Source organism: Paenibacillus nasutitermitis (assembly GCF_014641075.1).
In the GTDB taxonomy this organism is placed as follows: Bacteria; Bacillota; Bacilli; order Paenibacillales; family Paenibacillaceae; genus Paenibacillus_Z; species Paenibacillus_Z nasutitermitis.
In genome coordinates this window covers 1091374-1104079 of sequence record NZ_BMHP01000002.1, presented here as the reverse complement: position 1 = coordinate 1104079, position 12706 = coordinate 1091374, and the positions used below count along the sequence as shown (strand labels likewise).

The 12706-nt window shown below is 51.4% G+C and carries 11 protein-coding genes; all 11 read left to right on the top strand.

Features of this window, described 5'->3' with window-relative positions; all coding sequences use genetic code 11:
• Positions 1-126 precede the first annotated feature (126 nt).
• The 11 genes from murD to IEY46_RS15290 all read left to right on the top strand — a co-directional run bounded on the left by murD (position 127) and on the right by IEY46_RS15290 (position 12705).
• Entirely contained in the window at positions 127-1548 is a 1422-nt protein-coding gene (murD, locus tag IEY46_RS15340; protein WP_188992845.1) for a UDP-N-acetylmuramoyl-L-alanine--D-glutamate ligase, read from the top strand.
• Positions 1549-1593: 45 nt separating this feature from the next.
• Positions 1594-2691: a stage V sporulation protein E gene (spoVE, locus tag IEY46_RS15335; RefSeq protein ID WP_188992844.1), complete on the top strand. Its 1098-nt coding sequence runs from the start codon at positions 1594-1596 to the stop codon at positions 2689-2691.
• A 7-nt stretch (positions 2692-2698) separates the two neighbouring features.
• Positions 2699-3808 (top strand): undecaprenyldiphospho-muramoylpentapeptide beta-N-acetylglucosaminyltransferase, encoded by a 1110-nt coding sequence (gene murG / locus IEY46_RS15330; protein ID WP_188992843.1) that lies wholly within the window; start codon positions 2699-2701, stop codon positions 3806-3808.
• 180 nt (positions 3809-3988) lie between these two features.
• Positions 3989-4894, top strand: coding sequence for a UDP-N-acetylmuramate dehydrogenase (murB, locus tag IEY46_RS15325; protein WP_188992842.1), 906 nt, complete (start codon positions 3989-3991; stop codon positions 4892-4894).
• Between the two features lie 15 nt (positions 4895-4909).
• On the top strand, positions 4910-6178 hold the full coding sequence (gene murA, locus IEY46_RS15320; RefSeq protein ID WP_188992841.1) for a UDP-N-acetylglucosamine 1-carboxyvinyltransferase: 1269 nt from the start codon (positions 4910-4912) through the stop codon (positions 6176-6178).
• Positions 6179-6327: 149 nt separating this feature from the next.
• Positions 6328-7092 (top strand): cell division protein FtsQ/DivIB, encoded by a 765-nt coding sequence (locus tag IEY46_RS15315; RefSeq protein ID WP_188992840.1) that lies wholly within the window; start codon positions 6328-6330, stop codon positions 7090-7092.
• Between the two features lie 309 nt (positions 7093-7401).
• Complete coding sequence (ftsA, locus tag IEY46_RS15310; RefSeq protein ID WP_188992839.1) at positions 7402-8643, top strand: cell division protein FtsA; 1242 nt, start codon at positions 7402-7404, stop codon at positions 8641-8643.
• A 17-nt stretch (positions 8644-8660) separates the two neighbouring features.
• Entirely contained in the window at positions 8661-9806 is a 1146-nt protein-coding gene (gene ftsZ, locus IEY46_RS15305; protein WP_188992838.1) for a cell division protein FtsZ, read from the top strand.
• A gap of 224 nt (positions 9807-10030) precedes the next feature.
• Positions 10031-11020 (top strand): sigma-E processing peptidase SpoIIGA, encoded by a 990-nt coding sequence (spoIIGA, locus tag IEY46_RS15300; protein ID WP_188992837.1) that lies wholly within the window; start codon positions 10031-10033, stop codon positions 11018-11020.
• Positions 10999-11721, top strand: coding sequence for an RNA polymerase sporulation sigma factor SigE (gene sigE, locus IEY46_RS15295; protein WP_188992836.1), 723 nt, complete (start codon positions 10999-11001; stop codon positions 11719-11721). The genes spoIIGA and sigE overlap by 22 nt, the downstream gene beginning before the upstream one ends.
• A gap of 594 nt (positions 11722-12315) precedes the next feature.
• On the top strand, positions 12316-12705 hold the full coding sequence (locus tag IEY46_RS15290) for a GntR family transcriptional regulator (RefSeq protein ID WP_188993886.1): 390 nt from the start codon (positions 12316-12318) through the stop codon (positions 12703-12705).
• Position 12706: the final 1 nt, after the last annotated feature.

Sequence of the window (12706 nt, the reverse complement as noted above, 5' to 3'; positions counted from 1 at the left end):
AGGCAGTAACTAGTGTGCTTGTGGGCGGCGCCAACGTTATTCCATTCCGGGTGTCCAGAGGGCCGGGGCCCTCGGGGTCCCCCTCAGGGGGATTTAGGGGGGATTTATAAAGGGAGGGAATCCGTATTGTACCAAGGAAAGCAGATCGTCATATTGGGACTGGCCAGAAGCGGCGTCAGCGTCGCCAAGCTGTTCCTCAAGCTGGGAGCAAAAGTTACCGTCAATGATCAAAAGGAACGCGAATTGTGCCCCGAAGCGGATGAGTTGGACGCTTTGGGTATTTCTGTTATATGCGGCAGCCACCCGGATGATCTGATTACGCAAGCAACCGCACTGGTTGTCAAAAATCCGGGAATCCCCTATAGCGCGCCGCCGGTCAGGCGGGCGAAAGAACTGGGGATAAAGGTCGTCACTGAAGTCGAGATTGCTTATCAGATCTCCGAAGCGCCGATTATCGGCATTACCGGCTCCAACGGCAAGACCACGACGACAACCTGGATCGGAGAAATGCTGGAAGCGGCAGACTTCGATCCGATCGTTGCAGGCAATATCGGAACACCGCTTTGCGAAGCGGCGCAGGCGGCAAAGGGCAGCAACTGGCTGGTGGCCGAGCTAAGCAGCTTTCAGCTCAAGGGCACCGTTCATTTCCGTCCGCGTATCTCGGTGCTGCTCAATATTTCGGCGACCCATCTGGATTATCATGGGACGATGGAGGATTATGTCCAGTCCAAGGCCAAGCTGTTCGCCAACCAGACGGAATATGACGCTGCTGTTATAAACGTGGATGATCCGATATGCCGTCAAATGATCGATGAGGGCAGGATTATCGCCCATATCATCCCGTTTGCGATATGCCAAACGCTTCCTTATGGTCTTTTTATTGATCCGCCTTATGCCGAGGATATCTCCGCTCCTCCGGACGAAATCGCGAGGGAGATTGTCCTGATGGACAAAGAGGGGAACAGACAGGTTATTTTGCCGGTTGAGGAGCTCGGCATTCCGGGAAGGCATAACGCAGCCAATGCGCTTGCCGCAATTGGCGCATGCCTGGCAGCCCATGCGCCGCTGGAGGCGCTGATTGAGCCGCTTAAGACGTTCAGCGGCGTTGAGCACCGTCTGGAGTTCACCTGCGAGCGGGGCGGCATACGCTACTACAACAATTCCAAAGCGACCAATCCGGCAGCGACCATCATTGCGCTTCACTCGTTCCCGCCGCGGATTGTGCTGATTGCCGGGGGATTGGACCGGGGCTCCGACTATATGGAACTGCTGCCGCACTTCAAAGATCAGGTCAAGGCGGTTGTGGCAATGGGCGAGACCCGCGAGAAGATCGCAAGGGTTGCAGAGCTTGCAGGTTTAACGAAGGTCAAAACAGTCGAACCTGTGGAGGACGCCGAAGCGACGCTGCAGCAAGCCGTGCGCGTAGCCGCCTCCTTTGCAGAGCCGGGAGATATTGTACTTCTCTCGCCGGCCTGCGCCAGTTGGGACATGTTCAAGTCTTACGAAGAGCGGGGGCGCATGTTTAAGCAATCGGCGCATACCTTGTAAGTAGGGGGCTTGTCCCTACTTACGCATGCAAGAGGTGTTTGTGCTATGGTAAAAGCCCGGTCCGCCCCGGATGTATGGATGATTGTCTCCATATCCTGTATTCTCGCCATCGGCCTTGTGATGGTTTACAGTGCAAGCGCAGTGCTGGCTTTTCATGAATTCGGCGATAAATACTATTATGTCAAACGCCAATCCATTTTCGCTGTTCTTGGCATAGCTTCCATGCTCGTGACCATGAATGCCGATTACGGGATATGGAAAAAATGGTCCCGACCCGCCCTGTTTATCTGCTTCGGGCTGCTCGTAATCGTGCTCATTCCAGGTATCGGGGTTGTCCGCGGTGGAGCCAGAAGCTGGCTTGGCATCAGCTCGCTCGGCATTCAGCCTTCGGAATTCATGAAGCTTGCCATGGTCATCTTCCTTGCCAAAATGCTGTCCGAAAAGCAGCAGACGGTGACCTTGTTCACGAAAGGTCTTCTTCCTCCGCTTGGCATACTGGGCGCAGCGTTTGCCCTGATTATGCTGCAGCCGGATCTGGGGACGGGAGCAGTCATGGTTGGCGCTTCCCTGCTTGTCATTTATACGGCTGGCGCAAGAATGGCGCATCTGGCGTCGCTAGCCATGCTCGGGGTCGCCGGGTTTGTGGGTTTGATACTGGCTGCGCCTTACCGGATGCAGCGCATTACCGCCTTTATGGACCCTTGGGCTGATCCGCTGGGTGCCGGCTATCAGATCATCCAATCTCTTTATGCCATCGGACCAGGAGGACTTGTTGGGCTTGGACTTGGGATGAGCCGGCAGAAATTCAATTATTTGCCTGAACCGCAAACGGACTTTATTTTTTCTATCGTTTCGGAGGAGCTGGGCTTTATCGGCGGGGGCGCTATTATTCTGCTATTCGCAATTTTGCTGTGGCGCGGCATGCGGACGGCGATATCGGCTCCCGATACATTCGGCAGCCTGCTGGCAGTGGGCATTGTTGGAATAGTTGCTGTTCAGGTTTTCATCAATATTGGAGTCGTCATTGGCATGCTGCCGGTGACGGGAATTACGCTGCCGCTTGTCAGCTACGGCGGTTCATCGCTGACGCTGCTGCTTACAGCACTCGGCATTTTACTTAATATATCCCGTTATTCGAGGTGAACATGTCATGCGTATCGTATTGACCGGCGGTGGAACAGGCGGCCATATCTATCCAGCACTCGCAATCGGCAAGCAGGTGGCGGAACAGGCCCCGGAATCCGCGGTATTATATATCGGTTCTCCCAAAGGATTGGAGAGCCGCATCGTACCCGCTCAGGGTATCGCTTTCGAGCCGGTTGAAATTACGGGCTTCAGAAGGAAGCTGTCGTTCGACAATGTCAAGACGATCATGCGATTTCTCAAAGGCGTTCGAAGATCCAAGCAGCTTCTTCGGGAATTCAAGCCGGATGTAGTCGTCGGAACCGGAGGATATGTGTGCGGGCCAGTTGTCTATGCAGCGGCCAAACTGGGCATTCCGACACTGATCCACGAACAGAATGCCGTCTCCGGATTGACGAACCAGTTTCTAACCCGTTATGCGGATTGTGTAGCGGTTAGCTTCAAGGATTCAATCTCGCAGTTCAAACGATCGAAACATGCCGTTTATACCGGCAATCCCTGTGCGTCCCACGTGGTTCGCGCGAGCAGGGAGAATGGCTTCAAATCGCTCGGATTGCCCTCCGGCAGCCGGATTGTATTAATTGTCGGAGGCAGCAGAGGCGCAAAAGCGATAAATGACGCGATGGTGGACATGGCGAGGCTGGTTGAACAGCTGCCTGAAGTCCATTTTGTATTTGTGACCGGAGAAAGCTACTATGAAAGCACAACGAAGAGAATAACGGACGCGCTGCCCAAACAGCCGGCTAATCTCCATGTGCGGCCATATTTGCATAATATGCCCGAGGTGCTGGCGGCTTCCAAGCTGGTTGTTAGCCGGTCGGGAGCTTCATCGCTGGCCGAAATTACGGCGCTGGGCATTCCTTCAATTCTTATACCATCTCCCAACGTGACCAATAATCATCAGGAAGCAAATGCGAGAAGCCTGGCAGTTTCGGGAGCGGCGGAGATTTTTCTGGAAAAGGAATTAAACGGGGGCGTACTGTTCGAACGGATCGCCGCATTGATCAAGGCCGAAGGTTTGTTGACGAAGATGGGACTTGCCGCCCTCAAGCTGGGAATGCCGCAGTCGGCAGCCCTTATTGGAGAAGAGCTGAAGAGGTTAACGGACAAACGGTAAGCATCATATAGGCGATTGTCACACTCATGCGCGGGAAGGCATAGAATACCCTATAATCGTGACCGTCACCTGGCGGGACCTGGATTTGCAGGGATTTCTGCAAAGATGGGCTGCCTGGCTGGAAGGAAACACGCCCCAGCATTCGACAATCGCTGACAGCAAAAGGAGGTACGGGCAAAAATGGAGCAATTGTTAGCGGAATTGAAGCAATTGGATTCAGGCAGCGTGATGTCTGGCGAACCGCTTTCCGGTTATACGACTTGGAAAATCGGTGGTCCGGCAGATATCCTGGTTATTCCGCAAAATAAAGAGCAGCTGGTATCCGTGGTCCGTTTGCTCTACAAACACGGAGTGCCGTGGACAAATCTTGGACGCGGCTCCAACTTGTTGGTTAGCGACAAGGGAATTCGGGGCGTCGTGATCCAGCCGGGAGAAGAATTCGATTATGCACAATTTGATGGCACGCTCGTTCATGCGGGAGCGGCTTATTCCTTCATCAAGCTGTCTGTTCTGGCAGGCAAGGAAGGACTGACCGGACTGGAATTTGCAGGGGGTATTCCGGGTTCGGTCGGCGGAGCAGTGTACATGAACGCCGGGGCCCACGGGTCGGATGTGTCACGTATATTCAAATCGGCCGACATTGTACTGGAAACAGGCGAATTGGTTCACTGCGGCAAAGAACAAATGGGTTTTTCCTACCGTCATTCCTTTCTTCACGAGCAGCCGGGAATCGTAGTGGGAGCGACATTCGAGCTGTCGTTGGCAGATCGTAAACAGATCGCGTCCTCGATGTCCGCCTACAAAGAGCGGCGCCTGCGCACGCAGCCGCTCAAGCTGAATACCGCAGGCAGTGTATTCCGCAATCCGCCGAATGATTTTGCCGCAAGGCTGATTGAAGAAGCGGGGCTTAAAGGAATGCGGTGCGGAGATGCCGAAGTATCGACGCAGCACGCCAATTTCATTGTGAATACCGGTCAAGCGAAGGCCGAAGACGTCCTCACCCTCATGACAACTATTCGCAGCACCGTTAAAGACCGTTTCGGAGTCGATTTGGTGCCGGAAGTACTGGTGGTGGGTGAGCGGTAATTCGGAGGTGATACATTGGACAAATTGGTGATTGAAGGCGGGAAACCTCTCTCAGGAACCATAGTTATCCAAGGAGCGAAAAATGCCGCTTTGCCGATATTGGCTGCCAGTCTGCTAGCAGAAGGAAAAGTGACGATCGATCATGTGCCCATGCTTCTTGATATCGACGTCATGCTGAACATTTTGCGCGAGCTCGGCTGCCGGGCGGAACATGTGGATGAAACGGTCATGCTTGATACGTCCATCGCGCATTCCTCGCATATTCCCGAAGCTCTTATGCGTCAAATGCGCTCCTCCATTTTTTTGATGGGGCCGCTTCTAGCACGATTTGGCAAAGCAACGATTTATCAGCCTGGCGGCTGCGCGATCGGGGAACGAAAGATTGATTTGCATTTGAGAGGTCTTATGGCGCTCGGAGCACAAATCGTTGAAGAAGGAAGCCGGATTGTCTGCTTTGCGGACCGGCTGAAAGGGGCTGAGGTCCATCTCGATTTTCCCAGCGTCGGCGCAACGGAAAATATTATGATGGCCGCCGTACTTGCGGAAGGGCTTACGACGATAAGCAATGCCGCACGCGAACCGGAAATTCAGGATCTGCAGCGGTTTCTATGTGCGATGGGCGCAAAAATCATCGGGGCCGGGACGGATACGATCACCATTGAAGGTGTTCAGAAGCTTGAGCCATGCCGGTATCAGGTAATTCCGGATCGCATCGTTACAGGGACCGTCATGGTGGCTGCAGCGGCTACACGCGGCCAGGTCACGCTTCACAATACGTATCCGTCCCATCTCACCTCGCTCATTCATGTGCTGCGCCGGGCAGGTGTTCAAATCACGGTTGACGGTGATATAATTAAAGTCGGCAGTTCGAGCCGGAGCAAATCGATTGACCGTATCGTCACCTCTCCTTATCCGGCTTTTCCTACCGATCTGCAATCGCAGGTCATGGTGCTGCTGGCCTTGGCGGATGGTGTCAGCGTCATGAAAGAAACGATTTTTGAAGGGCGCTTCAAGCATGTCGACGAGCTCTCGCGCATGGGGGCCGATATCAGGGTCGATTTGAATTCCGCGTTTATCCGTGGCGTATCGAGATTGTACGGGGCTACTGTAGAAGCGACGGATCTGCGCGCAGGCGCGGCTCTGGTAATAGCTGGACTTGCCGCGCAAGGCAAGACGGTCGTAGAGCAGGTTCACCATATTGACAGGGGCTATGACCGGATTGAGACGATGCTTTCCCGTCTGGGGGCGCGTATCACAAGGCAATCTTCCGGTTCCCAGGTTTGAAATTGTCTAATAAAAGGAAGTTCCTAAAAAAAGCTTGCTTGCCATGAACATGAATGATTTGAACATCCTTTTACGGATGAAGCGCCATACAGACCATGAACGGCGGGCGAGCTTGCCGTTTATCGTCTGCACGAAAGAGGGGACAAGTCATGCCAGACAAGATGCCCGTGCTAAAGGAACCTGTCCGAAGGCGGCGGGGCGGCAAAAAGCTGCTGGCAGTGCTCTTTTTGCTCTTTATCGTTATATTATGCGTCTTGTTTTTTAATTCGAATATAAGCAAAATCTCCTCCGTGGTCGTGGAAGGGCAGAAGTTTGCGACAGCTTCAGAGGTTCAAAAGGCAGCCGGAATCGGGGTCGGGGACGCCTTTCTGGGGACGGGCGCCGGTACGATAGAAGAGCGGGTCAAGAAGCTTTCCCCTGTGGACGAGGTCGAGGTGATCAAGTCATTTCCCGGCAGCATACGGATCATCGTTCAAGAATTCCCAAGTGTTGCCTTCGAGCTTTCCGATCAGGGCGTTGTCACCGCTCTGTTATCGAACGGGACAAGCGTTCCTTCCGGCACAGACATTATTGTGGACAAGCCTATGCTGTCCGGATGGAAGACGGATGATCCCGTCAAAGCGGAGCTTTGCAAACAGCTCTCTGAACTGTCCGCCCAGGAACTTTCCGATTTCTCTGAAATAATACCTACGCCGTCGAAGGCTTATCCGGACCGGATAAAGATTTATACGCGCACGCGATTCGAAGTGATTACCGCGGTTTCCCTGCTGCAGGAAAAGGTTCCGGCACTCAATGCGGTGATTGAAACACAGGAGCCTGGATTGATTACCATGCTTCTGGCTGATACGTACACTTCCTTTAGCCCGGAAGAGGGAGAAAATAAAGACGGGGACCAAAAAGATACTACTCAATAGACTCAAAGAGTGATAGAATTTTAATTATGCATCTTTTTATCTTTGTACAGATTTCCTTTGCTCAACACCAGCTGAAAAACACAAGCTGGAAATATTAACATACACCGAAAAAATTGTTGAAAAAAGAGGGAAAATAGTAACTACGTTGAATAAGTAGAAATGCACAAAGAGAATGGACCTTATACGGTTTCTATATAATGGAATCTATGACGAGGTTGTTCAATAATTCCAATGATCCAATCTTCTCGATGATGAACATCGAAAAATTTAAACATGCAAGACAATATTTTGAAACGGAGGTGCCACGGGTTGAGCAGCAACGATATCATCGTTAGTTTGGACATCGGTACATCCAAAGTTCGTGCTATTATTGGCGAAGTAAGCAATGGAGCCATTAATATTATTGGAGTTGGATCTGCCGACTCGGAAGGAATACGCAAGGGGGCCATCGTTGATATTGACCAAACCGTGCAATCCATTCGCAATGCAGTGGATCATGCGGAACGCATGGTTGGTATTCAAATAAGCGACGTTTATGTCGGCATTCAAGGGAATCATATTTCACTTCAAACTAATCATGGCGTAGTAGCCGTATCCAACGAGGACAGGGAGATCGGCGAAGAGGACATCGAGAGGGTGCTGCAGGCAGCGAAAGTGGTCGCTCTGCCTCCTGAACGGGAAATTATCAATCTGGTTCCGAAGCAATATCTGGTAGACGGACTTGAGGGAATATCCGATCCGCGCGGCATGATTGGCGTAAGACTTGAAGTGGAAGCGACAGTCGTAACGGGGGCCAAAACAGCCATCCATAATCTGGTGCGCTGCGTGGAGAAAGCGAACCTGCGCATTGCAGGGGTAATCCTCATGTCGCTGGCTTCAGGACAGATGGCGCTTACCAAAGATGAGAAAATGATGGGCACCGTACTTGCTGACATCGGCGCAGGCTCCTGCACGATTGCCATATTCGATCAGGGAAGCATGGTTGCAACCTCCACATTACCTATCGGTGGCGAATACGTCACAAGCGATATCTCCTACGGATTACGTACCCAGACAGAACAAGCTGAGAAAATCAAGCAAAAGTTCGGCTGTGCGCTTATTCAAGATGCAGCAGAAGATCAGAAGTTCAAAGTCATGCGTATGGGCAGCAATGTTGAGAAGGAATTCTCGCAAGTCGATCTGGCTAATATTATTGAACCCCGCATGCAGGAAATCTTCCACCTGATCCGTCAGGAAGTGATCCGTTTGGGATTCGGTGACAAGATAAACGGTTATGTTTTGACTGGAGGTACTGTGATTATGCCGGGTACACTTCCCCTGGCTCAACTGGAGCTCGAATCCACCGTCAGAATTGCTGTTCCCGATTTCATTGGTGTACGGGATCCCTCCTTTACAAGCGGGGTAGGGATGATACAGTATGTTTCAAAGTATATGCGAAACCGGATTTCATCGGCTCCGAAGAAGAGTACAGGACGCAAAGCGAGTGCTCCTTCGTCTAATAAACCCGGATTGTTTGAAAGATTAAAAAATATGTTCAGTGAATTCATTTGATCGGGGGAACTAATAGAATGTTGGAATTCGATTTCGATATGGAACAGCTGGCCCAGATTAAAGTCATTGGGGTTGGCGGCGGAGGCAGCAATGCCGTCAACAGAATGATTGAGAACGGCGTCAGAGGTGTTGAATTTATTACGGTCAATACGGACGCGCAGGCGCTGCATATGGCACAATCCGAACAGAAGCTGCAGATTGGCGATAAATTGACTCGTGGTCTGGGTGCCGGTGCCAACCCCGAGGTAGGCAAAAAGGCGGCTGAGGAGTCCCGTGAAGTCGTCGCTAACGCGCTCAAAGGAGCCGACATGGTATTTGTCACGGCAGGGATGGGTGGCGGAACAGGTACCGGAGCGGCTCCTGTTATTGCGGAAATTGCCCGCGAGTGCGGTGCCTTGACTGTCGGCGTTGTAACGCGTCCTTTTACCTTTGAAGGCCGCAAACGTTCCGGACAAGCTGAGATGGGAATTGAAGCCCTGAAGGAAAAGGTAGACACGCTGATCGTCATTCCCAATGACCGTCTGCTTGAAATCGTCGACAAAAAAACCCCGATGCTTGAGGCATTCCGCGAAGCGGATAATGTGCTTAAACAAGCCGTTCAAGGGATTTCCGATCTTATCGCCGTACCGGGTTTAATCAATCTTGACTTTGCTGACGTGAAGACGATTATGACCGAACGGGGATCCGCTTTGATGGGGATCGGCGCAGCTACGGGCGAGAACCGCGCGGCTGAAGCGGCTCGCAAAGCGATTCAAAGTCCTTTGCTGGAAACGTCCATTGACGGGGCACGCGGTATTATTATGAATATTACCGGCGGCTCCAACCTTTCGCTTTATGAAGTCAATGAAGCTGCAGAAATTGTTATCTCCGCATCAGACCCGGAAGTCAACATGATTTTCGGAGCCAGCATCGATGAGAATTTGAAGGAAGATATCAAAGTTACCGTTATCGCAACAGGTTTTGAGCACCGCGGCAGCGCTGCTTTCCGACAGCTTCCCGGTCAACAGGCTGCTGACAAGAACACTACGGCAGGAACTCCGGCAGCTTCGGACAACCGTACGCAAAGTTCAGCGCCGGGTCCGAAGCCCTTTGGCAGCTCAACCTCAAGCGATCAACTGGATATCCCGGCTTTTCTTCGCAACCGCCGGAACAACGACCGCTAATCTCTCTCTTTTTAAGCCGTTCTCCCTATTCAGGGAGGACGGTTTTTTTTGATGAAACTGGGTGCGGTGAGGAATTCCGACCCGACGCATCGACAAAAAAAGATCGCTGCTGACGGCATGTTTAGACAGACATCGTAATAGGATTTAAATATACTAGACACAAGCCGCCGGGTTGTGGACACGGGGGTGGAAGGCAAAGGGGATCATGGACATACGGCGGGAAGGTGAATGCGCTGGATGCGGTTTATATTGATATTTATTTCATGATCAATCTGCTTATAGACGGCTCCGCATTGCTGATGACAGCTTGGGTCCGCAGCATCCGCGCCAAGTGGTGGCGGGTTGTAACCGCAGCTCTAATCGGTTCGCTGTATGCGGTTATGATCATTTTTCCTCCCCTTTCGTTTATGTTTACGCTTGTTGTGAAATTCGCTTTGTCCCTGGTCATGCTGCTTATTGCATTTGGTTACCCCGGCCTTCAGCATTTCGTCCGCCATATTGGAGCTTTTTATGGAGTCAATTTTGCGGCGGCAGGTGCTGTGCTGGGCCTGCATTATTTATTTATGAATGGTTCGGCACCGCTTTGGAACTCCATGATAAACGGTCATTTTCAGCTGAAATTGGGATTGGTTTTTCTGTTTTGCATGCTTTGCATAGGCTATTATATTTTTCGTTCCATTATGATTCAGCGAAAAGAACGCGATCTGGTGCATAGTCATCTTGCGGAGGTGAACATTACGATTGGCGATGACATGCGGTCGTGCACAGGACTTATCGATACGGGCAACCAGCTTTATGAACCGCTGACCCGCACACCGGTTATGGTGATGGAAGCTTCATTATGGCAGGATGTGCTGCCACCGGCCTGGATCAAACAAATTCGGGAAGCCCAGGTTGATAAGCTGCTGGCAAATATGGATGAAGAATCTTTCGTTTGGCAGGATAGGCTCCGGCTTGTGCCTTATCGCGGTGTGAACAGAGGAGCCCAGTTCATGCTTGCCGTCAAGCCGGACCTTGTGACGGTTGTAAGGGAAGGGGAAAGTTTTGAATCACGCAAAGTGCTGATCGGCTTGGATGCCGGCAAACTAGTCGCAGATGGGGCGTACCAAGCGATCCTCCATCCGTCAATGCTGCAAAATCGGACCGCCACGATTGATCCAGTTCACAGTTCTTCGAGAAGGGATGGAGCGGCATGCTCGTCAAATGGAAATTGATCCTGCAGTTATATTATTATCGTGTTTTGTTTTTATTCGGCCTCAAGAGTGAAGAAATTTATTATATCGGCGGAAGTGAGGCGCTGCCCCCTCCGTTAACACGGGAAGAAGAAGAATTTTTGCTGGGAAAGCTGCCTTCCGGTGATACGGCCATACGTGCAATGCTGATTGAACGCAATCTTCGGCTTGTCGTCTATATTGCCCGTAAATTCGAGAACACGGGCATTCACATTGAGGATCTGGTTTCCATCGGAGCAATCGGGCTGATCAAAGCCGTCAATACCTTTGACCCCGAGAAAAAAATCAAGCTGGCTACGTATGCCTCGCGATGCATTGAAAACGAAATCCTGATGTATCTGCGGCGGAACAGCAAAACGCGCACGGAGGTATCCTTCGACGAACCGTTGAATATTGATTGGGATGGCAATGAGCTGTTGCTTTCGGATGTGCTCGGTACAGAAAATGACACCATTTACCGCAATATCGAAGAACAGGTTGACCGCAAGCTGCTGCACAAGGCGCTGGATAAACTGACAGAACGGGAACGGATTATTATGGAGCTCCGGTTCGGACTGGCCGACGGCGAAGAGAAAACCCAGAAAGATGTAGCAGATTTGCTGGGGATCTCGCAGTCTTACATTTCCAGATTGGAAAAACGGATTATAAAGCGTCTGCGCAAGGAGTTTAATAAAATGGTATAGGTGGATCCCCCCTAAATCCCCCTGAGGGGGACCCCAGAGAGGACCGCCCCTCTGGACTCCCGGAATAAACTAACGTGGGAGGGACACACAAGCTTGCTAGTTGGTGCGTGCAAGGCTCGTTTTCGTCCCTGACGGACACACTCCCATCGGTGCTCCCGTGTCGCCAGTGCCCTTGCAGGGCGGGTATAACGTGGGAGAGACACAGCAGCTTGTTAGTTGGTGCGTGCAAGGTTCGTTTTCGTCCCATTCGGGACACACTTTAATGTGGCGCTCCCGTGTCACCCAGGCCTTTGCAGGGCCTGGCATAACGTGGTACGTATATATAGGCTCGTATAATGAATATCTTTTTTGAGCCTATCAATTGAATTCTGTTTTATTTGCCCAAGGAGCCGCTTAGTCGGCTCTTTTTTAATTTGCTTAGCGCAGGTTGAAGCCCGAACTATCTTGCCCTTATAGATCATATGTTCTATAATATAATCTTTTTTTGATTGACATGGATGTGTATTACTCGTATAGTACACATATAGTGTATGAACCACTTAGTACATACACGAAAATAGGAGAGAGGTTGATGGAAACGTGGATGACGGACAAATCAACATGAGGTTTAATAATCGCGATCCGGTCTATCTGCAGGTTGTACGCTACTTCAAGGAGGAGCTTGCGACAGGCAGGCTTGCAGCGGGCGATGTCATACCCTCGCGCAGAGAGATTGCCGGTCTGCTCAAAATAAATCCCAATACCGCCCAGAAAGCTTATAAGGAAATGGAGGACCAGAGCTTGATCCTAACAGAAGGCAATTCCCCGAGCAGAATTACCCATAATGAGCAGTTGATAAGCTCCATCCGCAGTGAGCTGATTCAGGAGGCGGTAGCCGCTTTTATCGACTCCATCCGCAAGATCGACATGCCTGTCGAGGAACTGCTGGATGCTGTAAGGCAGCAATATATGAGCGGTCGCGAAGAGACCGGAGAGGAGGATTGAC

Coding starts and splice junctions, on each gene's coding strand:
- murG (WP_188992843.1), top strand. CDS start 2,699: ATGCGTATCGTATTGACCGGCGGTGGAACAGGCGGCCATATCTATCCA.
- spoVE (WP_188992844.1), top strand. CDS start 1,594: ATGGTAAAAGCCCGGTCCGCCCCGGATGTATGGATGATTGTCTCCATA.
- sigE (WP_188992836.1), top strand. CDS start 10,999: ATGCTCGTCAAATGGAAATTGATCCTGCAGTTATATTATTATCGTGTT.
- murB (WP_188992842.1), top strand. CDS start 3,989: ATGGAGCAATTGTTAGCGGAATTGAAGCAATTGGATTCAGGCAGCGTG.
- IEY46_RS15315 (WP_188992840.1), top strand. CDS start 6,328: ATGCCAGACAAGATGCCCGTGCTAAAGGAACCTGTCCGAAGGCGGCGG.
- ftsZ (WP_188992838.1), top strand. CDS start 8,661: ATGTTGGAATTCGATTTCGATATGGAACAGCTGGCCCAGATTAAAGTC.